The organism is Anaerobacillus sp. 1_MG-2023 (genome assembly GCF_030547345.1).
Lineage (GTDB): Bacteria > Bacillota > Bacilli > Bacillales > Guptibacillaceae > Guptibacillus > Guptibacillus hwajinpoensis_B.
Genome location: NZ_JAUORD010000010.1, coordinates 130,921 through 153,290, shown reverse-complemented (window position 1 = coordinate 153,290; position 22,370 = coordinate 130,921). Strand labels below are relative to the sequence as shown.

The 22,370-nt window shown below is 33.7% G+C and carries 30 protein-coding genes; 5 read left to right on the top strand and 25 right to left on the bottom strand.

What is annotated here, in order from left to right; translation table 11 throughout:
* Window positions 1–92 precede the first annotated feature (92 nt).
* The 4 genes from Q4550_RS16560 to Q4550_RS16545 form a co-directional block, all read right to left on the bottom strand.
* Window positions 93–812 (bottom strand): hypothetical protein, encoded by a 720-nt coding sequence (locus Q4550_RS16560; protein ID WP_303534660.1) that lies wholly within the window; start codon window positions 810–812, stop codon window positions 93–95.
* Between the two features lie 246 nt (window positions 813–1,058).
* Entirely contained in the window at window positions 1,059–1,631 is a 573-nt protein-coding gene (locus Q4550_RS16555; RefSeq protein ID WP_303534658.1) for a hypothetical protein, read from the bottom strand.
* A complete protein-coding gene (locus Q4550_RS16550; RefSeq protein ID WP_303534657.1) occupies window positions 1,631–2,032 on the bottom strand; it encodes a hypothetical protein in 402 nt (133 codons plus the stop codon). The genes Q4550_RS16555 and Q4550_RS16550 overlap by 1 nt, the downstream gene beginning before the upstream one ends.
* On the bottom strand, window positions 2,025–2,231 hold the full coding sequence (locus Q4550_RS16545) for a hypothetical protein (RefSeq protein ID WP_303534655.1): 207 nt from the start codon (window positions 2,229–2,231) through the stop codon (window positions 2,025–2,027). Before Q4550_RS16545 ends, Q4550_RS16550 begins: the two co-directional genes overlap by 8 nt.
* Before the next feature lie 330 nt (window positions 2,232–2,561).
* On the opposite strand from Q4550_RS16545, the gene Q4550_RS16540 reads away from it, so the two are divergent.
* Window positions 2,562–2,993, top strand: coding sequence for a helix-turn-helix domain-containing protein (locus tag Q4550_RS16540; RefSeq protein WP_303534653.1), 432 nt, complete (start codon window positions 2,562–2,564; stop codon window positions 2,991–2,993).
* Here the strand turns inward: Q4550_RS16540 and Q4550_RS16535 are convergent.
* The 4 genes from Q4550_RS16535 to Q4550_RS16520 form a co-directional block, all read right to left on the bottom strand.
* Window positions 2,972–3,172, bottom strand: coding sequence for an aspartyl-phosphate phosphatase Spo0E family protein (locus tag Q4550_RS16535; protein WP_303534652.1), 201 nt, complete (start codon window positions 3,170–3,172; stop codon window positions 2,972–2,974). The genes Q4550_RS16540 and Q4550_RS16535 overlap by 22 nt on opposite strands.
* Window positions 3,173–3,470: 298 nt before the next feature.
* Window positions 3,471–4,235: a thermonuclease family protein gene (locus Q4550_RS24585; RefSeq protein ID WP_303534651.1), complete on the bottom strand. Its 765-nt coding sequence runs from the start codon at window positions 4,233–4,235 to the stop codon at window positions 3,471–3,473.
* Window positions 4,235–4,540: a hypothetical protein gene (locus Q4550_RS16525; RefSeq protein WP_303534650.1), complete on the bottom strand. Its 306-nt coding sequence runs from the start codon at window positions 4,538–4,540 to the stop codon at window positions 4,235–4,237. Before Q4550_RS16525 ends, Q4550_RS24585 begins: the two co-directional genes overlap by 1 nt.
* A 224-nt stretch (window positions 4,541–4,764) precedes the next feature.
* The gene (locus Q4550_RS16520; RefSeq protein ID WP_303534649.1) at window positions 4,765–5,043 is read right to left on the bottom strand and encodes a DUF1433 domain-containing protein; all 279 of its coding nucleotides are present in this window, start codon (window positions 5,041–5,043) and stop codon (window positions 4,765–4,767) included.
* A gap of 107 nt (window positions 5,044–5,150) precedes the next feature.
* Between Q4550_RS16520 and Q4550_RS16515 the strand changes: the two genes are divergently transcribed.
* Both Q4550_RS16515 and Q4550_RS16510 read left to right on the top strand, forming a co-directional pair.
* Window positions 5,151–6,554, top strand: a complete 1,404-nt coding sequence (locus Q4550_RS16515; protein ID WP_303534648.1) for a Tle-like phospholipase domain-containing protein — start codon at window positions 5,151–5,153, stop codon at window positions 6,552–6,554.
* 16 nt (window positions 6,555–6,570) lie between these two features.
* A complete protein-coding gene (locus Q4550_RS16510; RefSeq protein ID WP_303534647.1) occupies window positions 6,571–6,873 on the top strand; it encodes a hypothetical protein in 303 nt (100 codons plus the stop codon).
* A gap of 97 nt (window positions 6,874–6,970) precedes the next feature.
* On the opposite strand, the gene Q4550_RS16505 is transcribed toward Q4550_RS16510, so the two are convergent.
* From Q4550_RS16505 to Q4550_RS16485, 5 genes are all read right to left on the bottom strand, one after another.
* Complete coding sequence (locus Q4550_RS16505) at window positions 6,971–8,311, bottom strand: hypothetical protein (RefSeq protein ID WP_303534645.1); 1,341 nt, start codon at window positions 8,309–8,311, stop codon at window positions 6,971–6,973.
* 174 nt (window positions 8,312–8,485) lie between these two features.
* Window positions 8,486–8,779 carry a hypothetical protein gene (locus Q4550_RS16500; RefSeq protein WP_303534643.1) on the bottom strand — a complete coding sequence of 98 codons (294 nt, stop codon included), beginning with the start codon at window positions 8,777–8,779 and terminating at the stop codon, window positions 8,486–8,488.
* 18 nt (window positions 8,780–8,797) lie between these two features.
* Complete coding sequence (locus Q4550_RS16495) at window positions 8,798–9,775, bottom strand: helix-turn-helix domain-containing protein (protein ID WP_303534641.1); 978 nt, start codon at window positions 9,773–9,775, stop codon at window positions 8,798–8,800.
* Window positions 9,776–9,925: 150 nt separating this feature from the next.
* The gene (locus Q4550_RS16490) at window positions 9,926–10,234 is read right to left on the bottom strand and encodes a hypothetical protein (protein ID WP_303534639.1); all 309 of its coding nucleotides are present in this window, start codon (window positions 10,232–10,234) and stop codon (window positions 9,926–9,928) included.
* Window positions 10,235–10,341: 107 nt separating this feature from the next.
* Window positions 10,342–10,938, bottom strand: a complete 597-nt coding sequence (locus Q4550_RS16485; protein WP_303534637.1) for a hypothetical protein — start codon at window positions 10,936–10,938, stop codon at window positions 10,342–10,344.
* Window positions 10,939–11,454: 516 nt separating this feature from the next.
* Between Q4550_RS16485 and Q4550_RS16480 the strand changes: the two genes are divergently transcribed.
* Entirely contained in the window at window positions 11,455–12,669 is a 1,215-nt protein-coding gene (locus Q4550_RS16480) for a tyrosine-type recombinase/integrase (RefSeq protein WP_303534635.1), read from the top strand.
* Window positions 12,670–12,779: 110 nt separating this feature from the next.
* Entirely contained in the window at window positions 12,780–13,379 is a 600-nt protein-coding gene (locus tag Q4550_RS16475) for a response regulator transcription factor (RefSeq protein WP_303534633.1), read from the top strand.
* Window positions 13,380–13,436: 57 nt separating this feature from the next.
* Here the strand turns inward: Q4550_RS16475 and Q4550_RS16470 are convergent, their stop codons facing one another.
* The 12 genes from Q4550_RS16470 to Q4550_RS16415 all read right to left on the bottom strand — a co-directional run bounded on the left by Q4550_RS16470 (window position 13,437) and on the right by Q4550_RS16415 (window position 22,316).
* Window positions 13,437–13,700: an AbrB/MazE/SpoVT family DNA-binding domain-containing protein gene (locus Q4550_RS16470; protein ID WP_303534631.1), complete on the bottom strand. Its 264-nt coding sequence runs from the start codon at window positions 13,698–13,700 to the stop codon at window positions 13,437–13,439.
* 41 nt (window positions 13,701–13,741) lie between these two features.
* Complete coding sequence (locus tag Q4550_RS16465; RefSeq protein ID WP_303534629.1) at window positions 13,742–14,443, bottom strand: hypothetical protein; 702 nt, start codon at window positions 14,441–14,443, stop codon at window positions 13,742–13,744.
* 284 nt (window positions 14,444–14,727) lie between these two features.
* A complete protein-coding gene (locus Q4550_RS16460; RefSeq protein WP_303534627.1) occupies window positions 14,728–14,868 on the bottom strand; it encodes a hypothetical protein in 141 nt (46 codons plus the stop codon).
* Between the two features lie 504 nt (window positions 14,869–15,372).
* Entirely contained in the window at window positions 15,373–15,657 is a 285-nt protein-coding gene (locus tag Q4550_RS16455; protein WP_303534625.1) for a hypothetical protein, read from the bottom strand.
* 34 nt (window positions 15,658–15,691) lie between these two features.
* A complete protein-coding gene (locus Q4550_RS16450; protein WP_303534623.1) occupies window positions 15,692–16,528 on the bottom strand; it encodes a hypothetical protein in 837 nt (278 codons plus the stop codon).
* A gap of 31 nt (window positions 16,529–16,559) precedes the next feature.
* Window positions 16,560–18,734, bottom strand: coding sequence for a type IA DNA topoisomerase (locus Q4550_RS16445; RefSeq protein ID WP_303534622.1), 2,175 nt, complete (start codon window positions 18,732–18,734; stop codon window positions 16,560–16,562).
* Between the two features lie 41 nt (window positions 18,735–18,775).
* Window positions 18,776–19,093, bottom strand: coding sequence for a DUF2325 domain-containing protein (locus tag Q4550_RS16440; protein ID WP_303534621.1), 318 nt, complete (start codon window positions 19,091–19,093; stop codon window positions 18,776–18,778).
* A gap of 83 nt (window positions 19,094–19,176) precedes the next feature.
* Complete coding sequence (locus tag Q4550_RS16435) at window positions 19,177–19,641, bottom strand: transcriptional regulator (RefSeq protein ID WP_303534620.1); 465 nt, start codon at window positions 19,639–19,641, stop codon at window positions 19,177–19,179.
* Between the two features lie 400 nt (window positions 19,642–20,041).
* Entirely contained in the window at window positions 20,042–20,680 is a 639-nt protein-coding gene (locus Q4550_RS16430) for a hypothetical protein (protein WP_303534619.1), read from the bottom strand.
* A 26-nt stretch (window positions 20,681–20,706) separates the two neighbouring features.
* Window positions 20,707–21,237: a hypothetical protein gene (locus Q4550_RS16425; protein ID WP_303534618.1), complete on the bottom strand. Its 531-nt coding sequence runs from the start codon at window positions 21,235–21,237 to the stop codon at window positions 20,707–20,709.
* Between the two features lie 67 nt (window positions 21,238–21,304).
* The gene (locus Q4550_RS16420) at window positions 21,305–21,970 is read right to left on the bottom strand and encodes a hypothetical protein (RefSeq protein WP_303534617.1); all 666 of its coding nucleotides are present in this window, start codon (window positions 21,968–21,970) and stop codon (window positions 21,305–21,307) included.
* A 196-nt stretch (window positions 21,971–22,166) separates the two neighbouring features.
* The gene (locus Q4550_RS16415; protein WP_303534616.1) at window positions 22,167–22,316 is read right to left on the bottom strand and encodes a hypothetical protein; all 150 of its coding nucleotides are present in this window, start codon (window positions 22,314–22,316) and stop codon (window positions 22,167–22,169) included.
* Between the last annotated feature and the right edge of the window lie 54 nt (window positions 22,317–22,370).

Here is a 22,370-nt window from a genome sequence, read left to right as displayed (position 1 = left end):
CTACATTTTCATTATATCTTATTTATTTCCTAATAAAAAGAAGAATAATACTAAACATCCAGTCAATGATATAAGATTTTTCAAGTTTTATTCTAGTCACTTACTTTTTTTGCATCATATAAAAATTGAGAGTATATTACACTATCAGCCGCTTTTCTCAATCGTATTGATCTATTAAAGAGAGTTAAAGAGGGTATTAATATGAAAATAATAAGGGCAATACATTTAAATAAATCCAATATATCATTTTTAAAAACGAGATCCCAAATCGTTATAAATTCTAGATAAACAAATCCTAAAATCATTAGAAAGGAAGTACTTCTTAGAAAATCAGCTATTGCTATAAACATGTCATGTTTCGCTTCTTTTCTTTCTACTAAAGCATAACAATAATTCTTCAAACCAAAAGTAGCGCCAGATATTTCACCGTTTTTGTATTCAATTAGCTTAGAATGTAAATAATCACCGGTACTAATTCCGTAAATATTGGAAACTTCCTCTATTATTTCAGTTTGTTTATGTGGCGAGTAATCAAGAAACTTATCAACCGGTTTTGAAGATGAAATGATTGGTTTTAATTCAAAACTCCATTTTGAAACACTATACGCTATATGACCACAAGTAAAGGAAGCAATAACTAATATCAAGATAAATAATAGACTGGAAAAAGCATTTAATTCTATTAAATAGTTACTGATATTAGGATAGAAAAATCGATCCATAATATACAAAATATATGATAGAAAAATCGACCCTGGAAAAATACATGCCACGTGATCATAAAAATTAAACGGAATATTGTTAGTTTGCATGGTGCCCTCCTATAATTAATTTCTAAGTAAGTATATTTCCAATAACAAAAAAAACAAATACCTTTTCAAAGAAATTCGAAATAATTGTTTGAAAATGTTAAAACAGAAAAAAGTATCGTTCTAGAAAAGCATTGAACGATACTTTTTGTATTAATCTCCCGCATGAAAGATTGAAGCACTAATTATGTTGCTTAAGACATCATTGCAAGACTGATTAGTGCTTTTTCAATAGAAAACTCTTAGTTTTTAAATGAATTCAATTTTTTGTAAAATATGTTTTACAATTAAACGATTCGTTTTCTTTGGTATTTCATTAAGAAAGTCATAAGTAATTAACTCAAGCAATTGCTCTAACCTAAGTCCATGATCTGGATAAAGCCCAGTCATATCATCCAATAGGACTTCACCCCGAAGCGCCTCATTTCGATCTAATTTAATTGGTACAAAACCTATCCGCCTTTTATCTACTTCTTGATAGATGCCTGTGGCAGTTCTTACAATTGGTAAAGAAGTGGTGCGGACCATCACTCTATTGTATAGTTGATCGAGTCCCTCTCCATTTCGAACTTCCAAAAGGAATTGGTCGTACAACAAACTGATTAAGTCAGAAATGGTAAATGCCTTTTCTAAATTCCCAATTATACTAACGTCCTCGCAAAGTACTTTTGCTCTAATAATGGATGGCGATGGCAAGCTAAGTGTAAGACTTACCTTTCTACTCTTTAATAACGCAGAGAGAAAACGATCTACAAATCCATTATCTTCGAATGCACTCATTTCTTCTTCCAATAAATCCAATCTGCTATAAACCCTTTCCATTAAGCAACACTCCCACGTTTTTCAGTAAGAAGACTTATTAAGATACGGTGAGCGGCACGCCGAATACTACAATCCCATTCTGCAGCTAGAACAACCAATTTATCGTAATGTTCTTTTGATAACTTCACATGGACATATAATCTTTCATTAGGATAATCAAGCTCAGGTAAAAAGTTTATATACCCCCTTGATAAACCTTTTTCTACTAATGTAGAAGTATAGCTAGTAATACTCGGCGAGATTGATAGTGCTCTTATCTTTAGTTCGGATTTTTCTATTGAAGAAACACGTACTTTTATATCGCGCTTTGAGTCATTCCTCTTCTTTCTTGACCCCTTCTCATATGATGATGTTCTTTTAATAACAGGCTTAGAAAACATAGGATTTAAGTTTTTACTCATATGTGTTTTCCTCGCTGATGCTAATACGAATTATTCCGTCATAACTGGACGTATAAACTGATTTTACAGGCTTTTTCATATCATCATAAACCAGGGATTTTATGTAAGCCTGGAAGTTTCCTTTTGCATTCACAAACTTTAAGATCTTTTCATCTTCCACCTTATCCAAATTAAATTTAATGGTTTTCACCTTTTCCATAATCTTATATCCTCCTGTCCTATTGTTCTTTGTTCTAAGCTATGAGAACAGGAAAAAGATAATTCACTTCATACTCATTTATTTGTTTGCATATACTGAACAACAAAAAGGCCCCTACAAAGTAGGAGCAATGTGTGGGAGCTGTGAAGCATTTAAAGTATCACAGCTTTCGATATAGAAGTTGCAATTGTTCTAATTTATAATTTACGTCCATTTTCTACTGCTTTTTTTAATTTCTGGGTTTTAGATTGTTTATAACGAATCATTGGTAACACCTCATTTACTAATAGTAATTACGATTAGTATCACCAATAAAAAGGAGGACTATACATGGATAAAGTTGTTTATCACATTGAAGTAAGTAAAGCTACTGATTCAAAACTTAGAGATTGTGTTATTAACCTTCAATGGGGACAATCCAATACTAATGAACCACCAATTACGGTCGAGGATATTATTAAAGGAGCAATTTGGGAGTTTTTATCGCAATTTGAAGAGCCTAAACAATCTAATTCTATAATGGCCATCTTACTTGATGCTAAGAATACTAATTATCTAATACGGAACAATTTTAAAAGTATTATGCGAGAAAAAAAGATGAGACAAGTGGATCTTGTTGCTGAAACAGATATCAACAAGACCAACCTCTCACAAATTTTAAATAATAAGTACGCTCCTGGCCTCGACTCTTTCCTCCGAATATGGGCAGCTTTAGATTTCCCTAAGATTACTGATTGCATTTATATAGAATATCTAGATTGATCATGACTATAGTTTCTAATTTGATACCGATAAATAAGTTGATCTAGCTCATGACTGGCAGCTAATGTTGATTGATGTGTAAACCCATATTCATTCACTTGATTACTTAATATCGTTTTCTTCTCTTCAATAAGAGTGAGAAGGTCTGGTTTTTCAAAACATCTAATTGGCGATTTCATCGCTTCCCTTCCTTAATTTAGTGTTAGATGCTGAAGAATGTTTAAATAGGGTATTATATAGCAATTTTAAAGTGAAGGCCAATAAAACCGCACAGAGAAGTAAGACAACATAAATTATCATTAATACCAGAAATTCGCTAAGCAACATCGATAAGATATTATCAAAGTATTTCAAGTAATAGTAATTCATGTAAGAGTCTACTATATTCTGTAAGTAAAAAACATAGAAAAAGAAGTAAAGCGGGAAAAGAAATTTGTGTGGCAGGTCTAATAGCTTATTTAACATTGTTTTTTCTCCTTATTCCATCAATCCTTCGATTAACTCAAAGGCTTGAAATAGATCATTATAATTTGGTTCCTCTATACGTTCTAAATCTAGTTGTGTATCCGCTGCGGTTACATTAAAACCTTGATTAGTAACATATCCAGGTATTGAGTGAATCTTTATTTTATTGCGTTTGGCTACCTTTTCAGCCTGCTTATAATCATCTACATATTTGTACTCATCATATAAATAAGCAACCCTTGCATAACCTTGTTCAAGTAATATCTTTTGTACGCTTTCCCCTTCTAATGTGAAAAAGTGAGCAAGGAGACGGCCATATTTATCATACGTCACCTTCGTATCGATTTGTATGAAAATATATTTGTCTTCAATGAGATTTTTAGTGAAAGCCAAAGCTTCTTTTCCGTATGGTTGGATAACGGTGGTGCTTTCCGGAGTGTCTATTGCGATCAACCGCGTTGGTATACGCCCAATTAAATTCAAATCTGATATGAGGGCTTTAGTTTCTATAGATGGGTCCACTCCTCTAAAGTCAAATAATTCAACGCTATTACCACCTGTGACCTTAGCGATCTTTGCTCTAATCCATTCATTATTAGAAGCACGCTCTAATAAAAGCTTTTTCTTTTGTGAATCCAAATCAATATCTGTTTTTGCAATAACTTCGTTTCCATTTGGTTTAGGTAAGCCTTCTGGTGAACTGAGAGCTTGGTAAAGCAAAAACAGTAAACTGCTAACTAAAATGGATGATATAAAAATTTTACGTCCATTGCTCACTATACTAGTTCCTTCATTTCTAACGTGGAGTCAGTTATTTTGGCTATATATTCTAAGCATTCTTTCACTGGATATTTAACCAAACTATCATGCTGAGAAAAAACAACTCCTTTATGCTTCATGATACTTAGTAGTTGATTTAGAGTGATATCGCCCCTTTGAACACGATTAAAATGATTTAATACAATGTGCTTCCATTCGCTTGAACCAGTTGCAATGTACGCTTCTCCCGTCACTTGATAACTTAGAATTAACTCTGTTTTCTTAGTACGTTCTTTCATTTTTTTATCATCCTGTTGGTTCACTTTCTTTTCCCCTCCCAACAAAAATAGACCCCTTTAATGAAAGCAGCAGAAATTATCCGCTGATTTATTAAAGGGGTCTTCCCTAATTATTAATTTAGTTAATAATACCATATTTTTGCAACTTAAACTACAGAGGTTTAAGTAATTATTAGGTATCTTAGTTCACCAATAGCTTTACTAATTTATGATTAAAGGTAGTTAAATGACGAATTCATTAATACGAATTAATCTTCACAAGCGACCTCTTTACATTCTTCTTTGATTTCTGGAAATCCTTCTCCTTCACTAATTCCACCAATAAATAAACTATCGTCAACATCCAGTTCGAACTTAGCATTACCATTAACCGTCCCTCTTAGTGCAAAATTTCCCATAGGACTAGTGTGATCATCACTAAACTCCACTGTCTCTACACCATTATAGTTATTTCTTATATACTTTTCTGCCTTTTCTTCAGCTTTCGCGACAAATTCTTCATCATGAGTTTGATCGTTTGAGTTCACACTGCATCCTCCTAAAAGTATAATGAATACAATAGCAAATAAATGGATTTTTTTCATAATATCACCTCTTTTTCGAGAAATAGCATGTTAAATTTGAGGAGGAAAAAATGACAAAATTAAGAGATTATGAAGCTGCTTATATATCATTTACCACATATTCGCCTTTTGAAAAGATCATTAGAATAAAAAATGTGAACGGAAAAATTTCTACTTGGGAAACAATTGATAAGATTACGGACGCGGATACTGGGCTTCAGGGCTTTGTTATACAAAATGTCGATACTGATGAAGTCGTTATTAGTTTTCGGGGTACAGAAATGCCCGAATCAGAAAAGAATGAGATGAAGACTAAATATGTTGGTACACCGTACCAGGATGCCATGTTAGCGTCTGGAGATGCACAAATTAAAAACGGCAATATCATTTATGAAAAAGAATCTGTGAATCCGGCTAGTATAAATGAAGCCGATAAAGACGTCACCGAAGACGTTGAAGGAATCATCCTTGGAGATTCCAATTATACCAAAAAGAGGTATGGAACAACACCTTATTTGGGTACACCTTCGCAAGACGCTAGCTTAGCAAGTGGTAAAGCTGAATTGGATCGGAAAGCAAGTACAATAACTTACATCCATACAAATCAATTTACGGAAGCAAAGGGTAAAGTAGATCATTATGTAGAAAAATTTGGTCCAAAAAACATTACTTTTGTAGGTCATTCATTAGGAGGAGGTTTAGCACAGTATTTTGCCATTACTAACGACTCTAACTCCGTAACATTTGCAGCCGCTGACATCTATTCCTTGCTAACTCCAGAACTACAAAAGAAGGTGGATAACGGAGAGTTTAAAGACAATTCAATAAGTTACACGTTTCCTGACGATGTAGTAGGAACACATTATAAAAAATCAACAGGTTCCGTTTACTACATGAGTGATCCTAGTAAATCAGGTATGCCCTGGATTGATAGCCACGGAATCACAAACTACTTATCAAAGAAACTATATGATGAAGATGGATATTTTGTACCTGAAGTACTTTTCGATGAAAATATTCAAGCACAACTTACCACCTCTCCCCTTGCACTTAAAAATAATGGAGTTTCTGATTTTCACATAAAGATTCAGGAAAGTTTAATGAAGGTTTATGTCCAAGAGATGAAACAAAGCGAAGAACAATTAGAAGCAACTAAACAGGCTCTAATAGAATTCTTAGATACTTACATGAACAAAATGAGAGATATTAAAAGCAAATACCTTAATGCAGTCGGTAGTGGTCAATTTGATAAATTAAATGCATCAGATGTGGAAGGGAACTTTCAAGAGTTCACTAGACCTCCAGAAGAAGGAGTACCTATGCTTTTTGATATCCAAACTTTTGATAGCTTGATGACAGCTTTGGGTGAGACGCATCAGGATACTACAGACATTGCATATAACATGGAGAGAATGAGCGATGACTTGGAGCGAGCAGACCAATTACTTGCCCAATGGCTACGATACGAATCTTAATAAGGATGGTGATACAATGGATTTTGATCTTGATTGGTGGGATAATTTCTGGGAGAAACAAAGGCAAAAAGAAGTACTGAGAAAACAGATTAAAAACGAACTAGTTTCTGAAGCAGAATTATTAACTTTACATCTTGAGCATTGTTATGCGGTTGGAAATCTGAGCGAACGCCATAGAACAATAGTAGATCAGTTAGAACATAATTTTGATGGTCAAGCAAACAAAGCTATCATACAGCGTTTTGAAGAAAATCAAACGAAGTTACTTCAACTAAAAATGATCTATGAAATGCTCCATGATAGCTTAAAAGTTCGATAGAAAACAAGAAGCCTCTCTTATTAATTTAAATTACTTAGCCAGGAAGAAACATACTTAATCATCCTGGCCTTGATGTACTTATACCATTATTCACTAGTTATTGAACAGAAGTACCATCTAATATTTCAGTGATTAAAGATTCCCACAGAGTCAATACATGTGTGATTTCAATATGTTCATCTTCATTGTCGTTGTGTGGGTTAGGATGAGATCTTTCAGCATAAAAAATATAATCCTGATTAAAAGCTTTTTCATAAAAGTCTTTGGAAAGTCCTATTGTATTAAAATTGAATATTATTTCCTTTAGAGACATAATATCCTTTTCTTTCAGAACATCTATTTCTATAGAATTATTAATGCTTTTTTCATATAAAGCAGCGTCCAATTTTTCCGAATCGTAATCGTAAACAATCTCTTCATTATAGTTACTAAGTATGAAATCAATTCTTCCAATTAACATTTCGGTAGTAGCATTTACTAGAATGTCACGGTTTTCAGGATTTGTACATATCTTTTTAATCTCAACTAACTCTTCACTTGTTATGTTTTCTATTATATTGTTCTCGACTAATAAATCTCTGATTATAAAGTCTCCTCTATATCCAAAAGTGTTATAATCTTCCGATAAAAGATACAGAAAATAAGAATCATTTTTATCAAAAGTTATTCCACACATAAGGCAGCGGCCTTCATAACTTTTTTCCTCTGTACCATAAAGAATCAAATTATCCTTTACGAAAAATTCTTTTTCGCAACATGGACACTTGTGATAAGTTATATATTTTTCTTTTGAAATTTCATTTTGTTTTCTTTCAAACTTTCCATCTTGTTTTATTCCATTGAAGGTTGTTTCAGCATCTTTAAACTTATGAATAAGATTGAAATATCTAATAAACTTCCAAATATTAAATTCCTTGTACTGAATACTTCCAACTATGTTTAAATCATTTTCTATTACATATTTTTCGAAATCTGGTATGAACTCTTTGTATATAGGAAATACAGCAGATATTACCTGTATAATCAAGTGATTTATCAGATCATTTTCTAAATTATATTCAAAGTGAGTTATTGCATTTCTGACACCATTTAAGTGCTCAAAACTCCCATAATCAATTGCACTAATTTCTAGCTTGTTTAATACTACCACTCTATCTACAGCATTCATGAACGTAATAGTCTTTGGTGTAAAATTCGTTTTTCCTTTTTTCCTAATAACATTAATATTAGCCCCGAAGAAATCATCTAAATTATCATATATAAGCAATTCATTTTTTTCGCGAATTATATATTTAAATAGTGTTTCGATCGAATGGTGTAAATTCACAATTGTTTCTTTTGCGGCAAGTTCTCTATTGATCCCTTCTAATCCATCTAAAGTCTTAGTATTATCGATTGCTTTTTTTAACGAGTGTAGTCCGTTCTCAACTAGTTTCAAAATGCTAACCCCCTACGTATTAAATTACATTATATTGATATACTCCGTTGTAATGCTTCTTCACAAATACTATCGTTATTTTAATAAACTAACTCAATTACACAAAAAATAACGCAAAGAAAGTATTGGTCTCCTTAGTTCGCAGATTTCCAAAAATTTTTATTTCCTCTACTGCTAACTATTATTCTTTTTAATATCATCTTCATAGAAAATTCCAGACGTTCGATTTGAAAATTCTACCTCATAACAAACTTTTCCGTTAGCTAGCTTTTTGATACTCAATATAATACCTTTCTTCCCTGCAAATGAGGAAATATAATGAAAGTCTTCTGGATCGAGGGAAGGCTCCGGCTGTCGTACTTCAATCATCTCTTGCAACTTATAAAGTGGTGAATCATCCGGTATGGGTACAACTTCAACTGTCTTTTCATTTACTTCTTCAAATAGATTTAATTGATCAATGCCCATGCCTTGCCGCCTTTCATTTCATTTGTATTCTTCACCTATTTCAATCAATTCCCTTAAGTATGCTTCTAATGAAGTGTTATGTTCTTTAGCCTGATTCATTAATTCTTGTTTCTTATTAGAAGTCAAATAGATAGGAACAGGTTTTAAATCACTGTCTATATAGACATCTTCATTTCGATTAATGATCTTTCCCTCAACTAAATTACTCTCTAATAATGATACTTCTTTCGAATGCTCTACTTCATTTAATGGAAGCAAGATAGGTTTAACTTTCACTACGATATCTGATTCAGTATGACTTACTTTAATGTTTCTAGGTCCCAGATACTGATAAAGAAGCTCAATTAATGCGTAAATTGGAGAAGAGATGTGTCTTGGTTTAGTGAAGGAAAATGTAGCATAACCTTTCTTACCACCGATGTATTTCTTAAGTTCAATTGGATGTTCAATTACATAACCAGATTTTTCTGCTTCAGATATTGGCAAAACTTCTCCATCTTCAGTAGTTATTAAAACCTGACTTCCGTCAATTTTGGTAATTCGCGCAGCTCCATTGCTAGGATGAACTAATCGTTGATAAAGAAAGTATTTATACTCTTTGTCCTCTACCAAATAAAACTGCTTAGCATCTTTGTATTCGATATATAATTCACTTTTAATAAAATTTTCTAGTTCTTCCTCCGTTACAAAATATCGTTCTAGCCCTCTGTAGACTTGTTTGAAAGACTTTATAATCCCCTTGTTTAGATAAGATTTGACTGTAGGCAAAGGCATGTCTAACTTATTTGCTATATCACCTGATGTATAACCTGGCTTCTTTCGGCTATCTTTAAGAGTTTGAACATCTTCTTTTCTGAAGAGCTTAGTATTATCGATCCGCCAATCTTCATGAACAGGTACAAGCTCCTTTTTCTTAATCCAGCTGTACACCGTTTCAACTGCTACATCTAATTCTTCAGCTACTTGAATTGTTGTAAGATAATTATCATTATTCATGTGGGACAAACTCCTTATTTGTTCTGATATTACCGTTTTATCTATCTGATAACATACATTATATCGTAAATTGGTATGTTCCTTTAGGCATAAAAAAATTAAGCTTTCCAAGAATTGTTTAAGCATAAAAATGTCGTTTTAAAAATACTTTTACCAATAGCGACTTAAATTTTTATAGTAATAATATTTCCCTGCTTGTTTTATCCTGGTAAGTTTAGCCGCAAGCGCTTTAGGTGGCCTTGCTAATGCCATGCCCATCGAGTTCATACCATCTGCCGCATATTTGCATAAGTACTCTTTTTCCTCTTCCGAAAACCACTTCCCTATATTTTGGTGGTAACAGGGGTGATACTTCATATATCCCTGATCATCGTATTCCACTCCAGGACAGAAGATCCCCTTTTCACAATGACAAGGTTGGAAAAAGGTTAATTGTTCCTGCAATTGTCTTTCACCCATAATCATAACCTCCTAATACCCTTTTTAACTAGACAAGTTCACTCAACCCTTTATTCCATTAAGAAAGTAAGAAAGCCACTACTTTTTTCGTGACTTCCCCACTAGAACTACCTGTTTTGGAATGCTTCTGCTTCTTTTCTTGTAGGGAATACCATTGCGAGCTGGTCGTTTGTCAGTTTGAAATAGGTACCAGTTGGTTCGTGAGTAATAGGAAATACGTGATAAGAGGATTTGGTTACTTTATTAAAGACGATCGGAGTTACTCCCTCTTTTGTTGGTATAAATGCCGTGTCACCTTTTGTATACCCTACGTCTTTTCGCCATGCTTCTCTCTCTGCCACAAACTTATCAAGCTTATGTCTTTTGTGGATCTTCTCAAGTGATGCCGGTAACCCCACCATACTCTGTCCATTATTTAAAATATAATCAATCGGAAGTTTTTTCTTAGGGTTGATGCTGATAATAATGCCTAGTTCACCAGATTGTTTATCTTTTATTGGCAAACCTGGTATCGCTTCTTCTAAGGTAAGTGAACCTCCACTTGTGATCATGTAAGTAATAGGAGGAAATTTCTTCTGAAGTATTTTTATTACTTCTTCTTTTGCACTCGATAGTATCTGACTTTCCGTTAACGTCTCTTCTCCATTTACAGTTACAGTAAATGGTTGTTCAAATCGAATCGTTACAGTTCTTACTTCGTTCATTTGGAACACCCTCTCTTAAAGTTTGTTATGAAGGTCTCAAAATCTTTCCACCCATTAGACCTCGGCTATCCTATATCAATGTGTACTAGATTACTAGCGACACATTAAAAAGGACGAGCGCATTGTAGAGATACTCATTTCTGCGAATCTGATTATCCAATATATATTGATAATTCCAATTAACTATTTAAATAGTTATATTTATCTGAATTACCAACTTAATGAAATTGTATCATATACTTTAAATATTAAAAAGTATTATATTGATAAATGGACATATTAATATTATTTTAAATGTCTATTAATATTAAAGGGAAGGACAAATTATGTATTATTGTGACCTATATGTCGTTTTTAGATATATCTACATGATAAAATAGATTAATAACATAAGTTCATTGTTTAATATGTTAAAAATTATTTGCATTTTCACCATGAAATAGAAACTACTTATATTATCATTTAATATATGTATATAAAGGTAAACTACTAGATAAACGGACAGGAGGTAATATCATGCATAAAGAGGACGAGCACGATATTGTTTTGAACCACTCGAATGTTCCTGAACAGAAAAAAGCCATCCTTTCAAACCAAATGCTAACTCTCCAAAAGCAAATGCAAGATAGTAGTCGGTATACCAATATGATGGACCAAACTGAGTATGATCCTGACTTTGACTATTCAGGAACATTTAATGATTTAGAAATGATTTATTTGTTTGTTCATCATGAGCGGGATTTAGATCAGAAGAAAAACAGAACTGTGGGCACTAAAAAGGAGTATTTGAGAGAACTATTATTCTTTTATAACCAGCTGTCTTCATTAGGAGATCTTTATGGTTTTGATTCTACAAAAGCAGACATCCAGTCATTACTTAACCAATTAGAACCTAAGCACATAAGGAAGTACCAGGCTTGGTTAAAGGAAGTAAAGTTAGGGAGAGCTAAGAAGAACAATGATTCGGAAGAAAAAGACGAAGAGGACAATAAGGGAAAATATTCTGTGGCCACCCTATCGAGGAAAACAGTCATTCTGAAAGCATTTTTGGATTTTATATATAAACGAGGCTACATCACCAAACAGCTTCAAAATGCACTTCAAAGTAGCAATGTGAATATCAATGATCGCCCAAACCGTGATTTATATGAAAGCGAAGTACTGCAGCTAATAAAGTATTTTGAGGACCACGTGATCATTCACGGTATCATCAGTACACTTGCAAGCACTGGAATGCGTTTAAAAGAACTCTGTCACAGTAGAATGTGTGATTTGACATATTATGAAGGAAAGCTTTTCCTTGAGGTTGTTGGGAAAGGTAATGTAAAGCGTGAGGTACTGATTCACCAGAAAATTTGGGATAAAATCGTGGCATATAGAACGCGGCGTAGGTTTCCAAGCGAGATTGATGCGATGGATCAATCCCCTGTCTTTCCAAATGCAAAAGGTGTAGCCTATGATGAAAAGTATTTATCCAATTACTTATCAAAAGTGATTAACCAGGCTGAGATACCGTTTATTAAAGCACGTAAAGACCGCATCGGAGCTCACCATTTTAGGCATTTTTTTGCAACATACAGCTCTCAGTACGGCGCAAGCATTGATAGTATCTCTAAAACTTTAGGACATAAAAACCTTTCTACAACACAAATTTATTTAGAAAGACGGATATCCAGAGAGAATAATGCAGCTCATAATATCACTGAAACACCTTTTATGAATGATATGTGATGATTTATGAACACATATCATAACACAAATGATTTAGGGAATTCCTTCCTTATAACGCTACAGATATTAAAGAATTAATGCTAACTTCATAAATTAAAGGAGAACTACAATTGAATACATCAGAGATTAATGTAGGTGTTCCTAAAACTTATCAAAAAGACACCTTCTTCCAGGATCTTGCTAAGTGTCACGGAATTAACCTCACCGCTATTAAATTAGATACGATAGATTTTTTTCTTATAGAATTAAGTGATTTTGTTCAATTATTACCGGTAAAAAAATCTTGTAACTGCAAAATTATCGTTATATTTAATAAAGGTGAAGAAAAATGTGTAACGCATGTGATTAATAGCGGTGCAGCCGCATATGTGAAAAAGAACTCTTTTCAAATCTATAAAGCTTTAAAGATGTTATCAAAATACAAAATATACATAGATGAAGTTGCTATGAACTATTTTATAAATGACTATCGTTTTATGAAAGATAGAGAATTTTTAGAACCGAAGAATATTACCATAAAAGAAAAAGAGGTCTTGCAAGGCTTAGTTGATGGGTATAGCACCTACTTAGCATTATCAAAAAAACTTGGAATTAGTGAGAAGACTGTAAGCAATCACATCCATAACATTCTTCAGAAGTTGAATGTGGAGAGCCGTACTGAAGCTATTGTGAGTGCAATAAAAAGAGGTTGGATAAACATAACCAGGTAGAAATACAGCACACAAGGATACTAAACCTTATGTGCTGATTATTTATCTCTTAATTTTCTAAAGTAGTTCTCTTTTTAAAATATTAATCCCTTCCTTGCTTAATACAAGCTTTCCATTACCAAAGAGTTTATTTTCTTCACTGACTTCACCAGTGATTGCACATGCTAGGTTTGACTTATACTTCTCAAGAATAATCTTGTCATCATCTACAAAAATCGCTATTGGATCTTTTTCCTCTATCCCTAATGCTTTTCTTAACTCTATGGGAATAACGACTCTACCTAAACCATCAGTTTTTCGAACAATTCCTGTGCTTTTCACATAGCTTCCCCCGATATCTCCCTAGTTATAAAATGCTTCAATTAACGAAATTTATATTCACTGATTTTATCTATAGTTTTTGTTTCTCCATTTTGTTTTTCTTCCACTGCATCCTCTTCTTCATTTTCCAGATTCATTACTCGTAATCCTAATCCTCTTAATAATTGAACTTCTCCATCTATCGTTTTAGCAAATACAAATTCAGTATCGATCGTGTCTTTTCCTTCATACTTAAACGGGATAATTAATGCTGTAACATTGATAGTTGGATAGTTAACTTCTTTCCATTCATCCAGAAGTACCTTGGATTTATCAAATACTAAATTCAGCTTGCATCCTCTTTCATAGACTTCACTTATCATGCCATCAGTTTCTTCTCGACAATCATTAGGATCTTCCACAAAATCATCTTTTCCAGATGTATTGTCATGATCATCAGCAATGCCAACACTTACATCTCGATCAGGAATTGATTCGCCAATTCTTTCAATAATCATATTTTCTACTTTATCATTGACCTCATCATCTTCAGAGGAAGTGAAATTTTGTTGTTCTTCCTCATACACGGTAAGTACTTCATCAATCAAATGACGAGCTGCATTCATATCATCACTACTAAACACTTTTTCATTAGAATTTGAATTTGTTTCTTTGCTTAGTATTGACGTATTAGAATCGTTACTACAAGCTCCTAAAACCAATAGAAGAACGAATACTAAAGCCATTAAAGACATGTTTTTCATTACATTTCCTCCATTATATAGAAAAAATTTACTGTAAGTCTATAAAAAAAAGACTTAAAATCGAATTATAGTAAAGTTACTAATAAAAAGGGGTAGACTATGATTTGGGAAAAATTGTTTTCATCTTTATAGCCGGCGTGGTTTCATATAATGCATTATTAGGAATTAAACTGTTCTTAAAAGGACGCTATACAACCTGCATTTTTCCTCTATTCGGTGTAACAATTGGAATGATTATGCTCTTAAATATGTGAATAAAAAAAGGGCGCTTTGCCCTTTTTGTTTTAATAAGTCGCTTGACTCATGAATGCTATTATTGCGCCAATTAAAATAGCTGCAACAGGAAGAGATAAGTAAAAATAAGTCCTCTGTCTCTCTTTCCTGTATCGTATTTCCTCTGGAGTATCCCACATGCTGCTTTTCATTAAAAATCCCCCTGTATCTGTATTACCCATCAGTTTATGGCCATCTCTATCAATAATCGGCGCGAAAACCGAAAAAGTTTAGTGATATTGAATAATCGGTATGATAATCCTATATTCATTTATTTGGCTAATTAATATAAAGTACGGTATATGAAATTTTATGATGCTTATAATCTTGAACTGAAAAAACCGGTTATTGTAATAAGTAAACTATTTACCCTAGCAATAGTCATAAAGGAAGATATTAAAGAAACTATCGGGACAATAACAAGAGCAAAGATACCAAAGGCAATCCTCGCAGAATAAATGAGTTCTCTGGAAGGATTAGATACTACTCCTGAATTGTAAGGTGCAAATAGGAATTTATAAGGAGAAATATTATATTGAATGTATATATAAGAGCTCGCTAACACGGCCACCACAAAGATTGGTGAAATAAACAAAACGTAAAACTTTAAAAACTTCTCTACTCTACTTCTCAATAATGATTTCACCTCTTTAACTTTATTTCTCCACAATACGCTTTATTGCAGTATAATCTTCGTTAAATTTTACTTTATATTCTTTCTTGTCAGGGAGGCTAGCAATATAATAGTGATTGCTGGAAGATTCGCTCCCCACTTCAGTTAACCAAATATTTTTTTCATTTATACTAAAATGTTCTCCTACTATTTTATACATCTTCTCCTCAGCGGACTTAGAGTCATTTACTTCATTAATTGAAGGAATGATTATGAATGCCACAATTCCACCTATACATACCAATACTAAAGCTAGTGTTTTCCACATTTTCAAATCCATCCTTATTATTAACTGATTTATTTTATAGAAATTCTATAAATTTGTCTGACTTTATTATCATCTCAGTAGTGTTTTTTTCGTGATATGTGTTTTTTCTTAGAAACCCATATGCCAGGATGTCTTTTCCTATCAATTGTGCATCTGAATAGGTAAAATGCTTGAAATACTTATCAAATATAACCAGTGAAAACTCAATGCCGTTAATAGCTGCCATACTTATGAAATAGACTTTTTCTCGACGAAGTATTCTTTCTACTTTTCCATAGACAAAGTAACCGGTTTTTTCTATAAGTGAATCCTTCCATACCAATTTATGAGCCTTACCTTGATCGACGACTATTGAAGAAATAGGAATTTTATTTCCTCTCACAGAAACCATAATCGTGCTTAAGATATCTGCTTCGTAAGAAGTTAAAAGTTTAACGATTGATTTTAGTGACCCTATACTAGACGGAGGGTTACTTTCTTGCTTTACCTTTACTTCGTTTGGATCCTTTTTCTTCTGGTCCGTTTCTTCTCTTTCAATAACCCTACTTTCATAATCTGGATCTAATTTGTTCAAGTTAATACGGATGATTGTTTCATTCATTACCTGTTCTTCATATTCAGTTTGAAATTGTCCCACCTTCTTAACGGTTTCAAAGAAATTCAGAGGCTTGTAAAAGGCACAGTGTTCGTTATGACGAGAATCACTTTTTCCAGTCGTTTTGTAATGAACAGCAACATTATCACTACCTGGGACATAAATAACGGGGGCATTACAACTCCTATCCATGCAATAAAGACGAGTGCCATGAACACTTGAGATATATTCCTTAGCAGAAACTACCTTGCCATCCTGTAAAATAGCTGAATTCATTATTTACCTCCCTATATATGCGATTGGTTTACTACTTCTTTCTTTCTGGGAATTGAAAAATCATCCTTTTTTGTTCTGCGCTCCATGCTAGGAAGGCATCAAAAGTTCCTTCCTTATTTCTTTTTTTAAACCCTTTTATCAAAGGAGTTACCCCTTTTTGTAGCAGAACTTTAACCTGATGATTGGTCAATTCCTTATTGTTAACCATCTTGTTAACCTTAAATCTACAGTTTGTATCTTTGAAACTACTACAACCATAAAACTTCCCTGCATCTATCACAGCTGATCCACATTCCAAACAAGTTCCTACTTCAACACTCTCTTTACTTGCCTCTATGTGGTTATCTAATTCCCAATTATCTGCGCTCTCTTTTGCTTTCTTGACTTCTTCTAGGGTAATCTGCTTCATTCGATTCATAAAAATGGAGAAATCACTCTTACCTGCTCCAATCCCAGACAAATATTGTTCCATGTTTCCGGTTGTTAATACCGAAGTTAAATAACTATCTACTCCTAAAGATTCTATTAACATGCGACCTTTTGGCTCTATATAAACTTTGTTTTTCTCGATTCGAATATATTTACGCTCAATAATTTTAGTAATAATAGATGCTCGAGTAGCTACGGTACCTAGTGATAATTCGTCACTCTTAAACCCTTTTCTCTCTTCCTTGGTAAGGGAATTAGCAGCATTAGCCATTAAAGTCACTAAACTACCAAGAGTGTAACGAGCGGGAGGGCTTGTTTTACCTTCTTTTAATTGAATCTCTATAACGGTACCTACCGCTCCTTCTTCTATTGTTGGTAGTACAACAGTGCTATCTTCATCTAACTTATCGATCTCATACACCTCTCGCCATCCACGATCTTCAACCCGTTTACCCTTTGTCATAAAAGAAAATTTCTCATCAACTACACTGATGATTTCTGAGTGTGTCTCTATTGCATCAGGATAATGAGCAGCTATTAATGATTTTGCAATCATATCGTAGACAATGACTTCATTTTTAGATAAGCGGGTGAAATCCACTATCTTTTCAGTAGGAATTATCGCGTAGTGGTCATCAGTTTTGGATTCATCAATAAATCGCTTATCTTCCGAAATATCTTTATAAGGTAATTTCAAAAAGCTCTTGTATTCTGGTAATGTAGATAAGTTATTAAGTATCTCGGGGAAAAGAACAGCTTCGGATGGATTTACATGAACGGGTGAACTCCTGGGATAACTCACTAGAGATTTATCATATAAACCTTGCAAAATTTTCAATGCGCCATCTGGTGAAAGACCTAACTTCTTATTTATTTCAACTTGTATAGTCGTGAGGTTATACAATTGAGGTGGACGAATTCTTTTGACTTCACTTTTAACAGAATGAACTTTTGCTTCTTTCCCTTCACAATATTCTTTCAAGTCCTCAGCTAGATTTTTTTTAAACAAATGATCACGTTCTAAGGTATACCATTTACTTCTAATTTCATTTTGATGGTATGTTATATTGGCTTCTAAATCCCAATAGGGTTTGCTTTTATGGTCTTCTATAGCCTGTTCCCTTGTGAAAATCAGCCCTAACAATGGAGACTGGACACGTCCACAACTAAAACTTGTATCTTTAAGGGACTCTTTCACTCCCTTTTTATTAGATAAAAGCAGGGTCATACACCTACTCATATTCATGCCAATCAAAAAATCGGCTCTCTGCCTGGCAAGTGCTTCATAATATAAGGGCATATCTTGCTCAATACTTCTAAGGTTTTTGAAAGCTTTTTGAAGGGATTCTTTTGTTAAACTGGAGGTCCATAGACGTTTAACTGGTTTTTTATTGTTCAAATATAGTAAAACTTCAGTCACCAGCAGACTACCTTCTCTCCCGGCATCGCCAGCATGAATGATGTCACTGACTTGAGGATCGTTAAGATACTTTTTTATGTTATTAAACGCTTTCCTTTTGGATGGTGTAACTTTTAATTTGAATTGGTCAGGGATGATAGGCAGCCTATGAAGATCCCATTCCTTGTCTTCTGCATTATAATCCTCAAATGAATAAAGCTCCATAATATGTCCTATCGCATGAACAACAATAGCTCCACTTGGAAAAGTTGAGCATTTAGGGATTTCTAGGTGAGTACCTCGGTCTACTCCGTTAAATGCTTCAGAATATTTTTTTGCTTGCGAATTTTTTTCAGCAATGATTAGCGACTTCCCCATGCCCAGCTCCTTTCGTCCCCTACTATTTCCAAACCTATTTACTATGCTGCAGATTGCATCTCAGACATCATAGTTACACAACTTTGAATAGCTCCAGAAGCTCCAAAACCATTATGGTAGACGACTGTTTTATTATTTTTCTTACTTATTTCTTTAACCACATCCATCGACACGTGACCGAGTGCACCAACTAAGCAAACCACTATATCCGCTTTTTTAATAATGTTCCTGAACTCTTTTTTATTTCCACCATTCCTTGTTTTTCCTTGATGAAAAAGAACTTTACAACCATGTTTTGCACCGATCTTTTGATACGTTTTCTCTTGGCTTCCTCCGAAAATAGCAATTGTTTTATTCATAGCAAACACTCCTTGTGGTATTAATTTATAACAAATATACCACAAATAAAACAGTTTGCAAGTATCATTGTTTTAATATCCTACTAAGGAGTTGTTATCTTATATGATTGTTCTTCCGTAATTCTAACTTTTCCAAAGTGTTCCTGGTAGTCATCTAATAGAATATTGGCGACTGATGGATGAATAAATCGGTCTCCCCCAAGAATAATTCTTATACATTCTAATAATTGCTCTGTTTTCATGTTTTTCAATAAAAAGCCCTGAATATTTCTTTTAAGCAGATTAAGAATTGAATTATGATTGCTACTCTCTACAGTCGAAAGGACAACCACCTTGGCATTCTTATGAATCAGCGAATCTATCCAAGAGAGATTTTTCTGCAAGTTCAAGCCTGGTTCAAAAATCACTAAATCGGGATGAAACTCTTTTTCCATCGGAAGCGATACGCTGGCGGTTTCAATTATAAAACTTGGAAATGTGAGCTCCAGAAGCTGTTTCACTCCTCTTCGATAAATAATTTGCTCATCAATAATTAATACTCTCGTCATAATGTCCTCGCTTTCAGAATTTTTATTAATAGCGCTCTTGTTCTTGAATCATATAAAACGCTACAAATGAAAAAGGGATTGAAATAAATAGCAAAAAGTTTATCGTTTTTTCCATCTTTCCTGGGATAAAGTAAAAATCGAAATCGATAATGGCCATTAATAAAAAAGCTAAGATTAATGAAAGGGCAAAAGTTAGGACATAAGCCAAGGAATATCGCCCAACTGTTCTAATGCACCTATTGATTATTCTTCCTAATTTGGACATTAAATCCATCACTCCTCAAAAAAAGCACCCACAATATAATAGGCAGTAAATCTACCTAAGTATTGTGGGTGCGTCCCAATCTATTAGTCTATAACTCAATTATAATGTACTTCGACTTAACAAATCAACATATCTTTATTCCATCCAATTTGATGGTCTAGGGTGAGAAATCATAGATATTTTACCAGCACACAATAGGGCATATTGTCCATATCCTTCACTATCCACATACCAAACCATTCGTGATGAGAGCGGTAAAGAGGAATTATGGTCGTGTAATGGATATGGAGACTTATATACTTTTTCATTCCAGCCCTGTTTAGCTTTGGAGATGTCCGAAACAGATAAGAACTTTTGTGGTGACTTATTTACAATCCAACAACCAAATTCTTCGTTTGGGGCTACATACCATAGAGCGTCATCTCGCTTTGCCGGAACATCTGGTTGCAAAGGATAAGTTGAATCCTCAGAAGAAATTGGCTCACCTTTAAATTCGTTAAATACCTCATCCATTTCATCTTCATTTTCGAATTCCTCGTTATAAAACTCATATTCCAGAGGTCTCTCCCAAGGTGTAATATCCTGGTCTTCGTTCTCTTCTTTGAAAATTATATCTCCACATCGAGAAGCAATTTTAGGATTGTCAGGATCATGAATATCATGCACTCCGCACTCATTTGTTATTGAATCAAATAATTCGCAATTGGCGCGACATGTTATTGGATTTTTCCTCTTATTTATCTTGGAATTATTAATAATTAGCTGAAGTGTCATTATCCTGACCTCCTATAGTTGAATTTTTAAATGGATCTCAAAACGATTGGCATGATGGCTGTTAGCGCAATTAAACTAGATGAACCTATAAACAATCGCTTGCTCCATCTTCCGTATTCAGGATGATTGAGAAATTTATGAAAGAGTTTCATGAGCAGCCCTATAAACAACATTCCAATAGCTGCATAAAATCCTGATTTGATCAGAAGGTTCATTACATCGGTCACTAACTGCGGGATTTCAGATTCAGTGGTTGTAAATGATATGATGAAAAATAATCTTATGGTTAAAACAAAAATCGGAACGCCTATCAATATCCCAGTTGAACCTTTTAGCACCATTCCGGTTTTAGTAACGAGAGCATATGCCATTCTTATTACGCCAATTAAGAACATGATACTAAATAATGTAGATATGGTGAGAGATATCATAGGCGCTTTACTATTTAAATCATCTGTTAAGTTTGCTACAGTCTGATTCATCGTAGTTCCTTCTTTTTTCTCCCCACTTTCATTTTGAAATATCGGGAGATTATCTGATGCAGCTAGTACATTCATGGGTAAAGACCCCATGGACAGTAATAAAGTCAAGGCTAAGAAGAATGACTTAGCCTTTGAACCTATTTTAAACATTTGTTGGATCCTCAAAATTTAATGGGATGTACTCTGATACCAATTCTCTAGTTACTTCGTAATGAATCTTCCCACTTACCACTGGATACACCACTTCCATTACTTCTAAAGAGCGGTTATCTTCTCCACATTTCGCAATCATGTACATCCACTGCTCCACCAATTTTTTATTTCCTGGAGACTTCTCCCGAATGGCCTTCGTGATTTTTTTGACTTCGAAAATAAAATCAAATTGCAGGGTGTGTATTTTCCCGCTCTTCCCTTTTACCTTTACACTATGTAGAAATTGGTTGAATTTCGACAGATCATTAAATCTACGATATAGAAAAGATGACCTCGATGATTGCTCATTAGGAAGAATAACATTTACAGATAGATTTACTTTATCATGATCAAAAGTTCCATCGGGCAATACATCAATTGTAATGTCCATGCGCTTAAACATTTTTGCAAATTGATCAATCCAACTAAACCCAGAAAATGTGATGTGGTCACGAATATTTTCATAGTACTCTTCATCTTGCATTACGTTTGGTATAGCGTGTCCTTGCAACAGTACATATTGATGTGAATAGCGGATCATAATTTCTTCAAGATTACTACTGGTCTTTTTAATTTCTTCTACAAAATTATCTATTTTTTCGTCCTTTAAAATCATTAAGGCCACCTCTTTTTATTAGTAGTAGAATTGTAGCATTGAAAAAGCAATAAGTACGACAATTTATATAAAAATTTAATATTCTGACAATTTTAGTGTATTACTCATTTGATTTTCACTAAAAAGTCCTGAAAACTAACGATGACATCACCCATATTGAGTGATGTCATCTTTTTTATTATCTTATGTTAGTTTTCTAGCCCATTCCCCCACCTGGATCTCTAACCATTTTAGTGGTTATACCAGAGTCAGTAGGATCTCCTTTAACAAAATCATAATGAGCAAAAGGTGAGAACATGAATGCTACAATAGTTAAGCTAGCAATGAAACGTGTTGTTTTGGACAACGTAATCCCCCTTGCATGAAATTATTCAACTATATTATACCACAGTAAACTTTA

What these genes read in the sequence shown, in the direction of transcription:
- Q4550_RS16445 (WP_303534622.1), bottom strand. Translation starts at nt 18,734, where the DNA reads ATGGGGAAGTCGCTAATCATTGCTGAAAAAAATTCGCAAGCAAAAAAA.
- Q4550_RS16460 (WP_303534627.1), bottom strand. Translation starts at nt 14,868, where the DNA reads ATGAAAAGCAGCATGTGGGATACTCCAGAGGAAATACGATACAGGAAA.
- Q4550_RS16555 (WP_303534658.1), bottom strand. Translation starts at nt 1,631, where the DNA reads ATGGAAAGGGTTTATAGCAGATTGGATTTATTGGAAGAAGAAATGAGT.
- Q4550_RS16490 (WP_303534639.1), bottom strand. Translation starts at nt 10,234, where the DNA reads ATGGGTGAAAGACAATTGCAGGAACAATTAACCTTTTTCCAACCTTGT.
- Q4550_RS16495 (WP_303534641.1), bottom strand. Translation starts at nt 9,775, where the DNA reads ATGAATAATGATAATTATCTTACAACAATTCAAGTAGCTGAAGAATTA.
- Q4550_RS16545 (WP_303534655.1), bottom strand. Translation starts at nt 2,231, where the DNA reads ATGGAAAAGGTGAAAACCATTAAATTTAATTTGGATAAGGTGGAAGAT.
- Q4550_RS16550 (WP_303534657.1), bottom strand. Translation starts at nt 2,032, where the DNA reads ATGAGTAAAAACTTAAATCCTATGTTTTCTAAGCCTGTTATTAAAAGA.
- Q4550_RS16510 (WP_303534647.1), top strand. Translation starts at nt 6,571, where the DNA reads ATGGATTTTGATCTTGATTGGTGGGATAATTTCTGGGAGAAACAAAGG.
- Q4550_RS16500 (WP_303534643.1), bottom strand. Translation starts at nt 8,779, where the DNA reads ATGGGCATTGATCAATTAAATCTATTTGAAGAAGTAAATGAAAAGACA.
- Q4550_RS16465 (WP_303534629.1), bottom strand. Translation starts at nt 14,443, where the DNA reads ATGAAAAACATGTCTTTAATGGCTTTAGTATTCGTTCTTCTATTGGTT.
- Q4550_RS16485 (WP_303534637.1), bottom strand. Translation starts at nt 10,938, where the DNA reads ATGAACGAAGTAAGAACTGTAACGATTCGATTTGAACAACCATTTACT.
- Q4550_RS16560 (WP_303534660.1), bottom strand. Translation starts at nt 812, where the DNA reads ATGCAAACTAACAATATTCCGTTTAATTTTTATGATCACGTGGCATGT.
- Q4550_RS16435 (WP_303534620.1), bottom strand. Translation starts at nt 19,641, where the DNA reads ATGACGAGAGTATTAATTATTGATGAGCAAATTATTTATCGAAGAGGA.
- Q4550_RS16430 (WP_303534619.1), bottom strand. Translation starts at nt 20,680, where the DNA reads ATGACACTTCAGCTAATTATTAATAATTCCAAGATAAATAAGAGGAAA.
- Q4550_RS16515 (WP_303534648.1), top strand. Translation starts at nt 5,151, where the DNA reads ATGACAAAATTAAGAGATTATGAAGCTGCTTATATATCATTTACCACA.
- Q4550_RS16540 (WP_303534653.1), top strand. Translation starts at nt 2,562, where the DNA reads ATGGATAAAGTTGTTTATCACATTGAAGTAAGTAAAGCTACTGATTCA.
- Q4550_RS16420 (WP_303534617.1), bottom strand. Translation starts at nt 21,970, where the DNA reads ATGATTTTAAAGGACGAAAAAATAGATAATTTTGTAGAAGAAATTAAA.
- Q4550_RS16440 (WP_303534621.1), bottom strand. Translation starts at nt 19,093, where the DNA reads ATGAATAAAACAATTGCTATTTTCGGAGGAAGCCAAGAGAAAACGTAT.
- Q4550_RS16455 (WP_303534625.1), bottom strand. Translation starts at nt 15,657, where the DNA reads ATGTGGAAAACACTAGCTTTAGTATTGGTATGTATAGGTGGAATTGTG.
- Q4550_RS16535 (WP_303534652.1), bottom strand. Translation starts at nt 3,172, where the DNA reads ATGAAATCGCCAATTAGATGTTTTGAAAAACCAGACCTTCTCACTCTT.
- Q4550_RS16450 (WP_303534623.1), bottom strand. Translation starts at nt 16,528, where the DNA reads ATGAATTCAGCTATTTTACAGGATGGCAAGGTAGTTTCTGCTAAGGAA.
- Q4550_RS16425 (WP_303534618.1), bottom strand. Translation starts at nt 21,237, where the DNA reads ATGAATGTACTAGCTGCATCAGATAATCTCCCGATATTTCAAAATGAA.
- Q4550_RS16480 (WP_303534635.1), top strand. Translation starts at nt 11,455, where the DNA reads ATGCATAAAGAGGACGAGCACGATATTGTTTTGAACCACTCGAATGTT.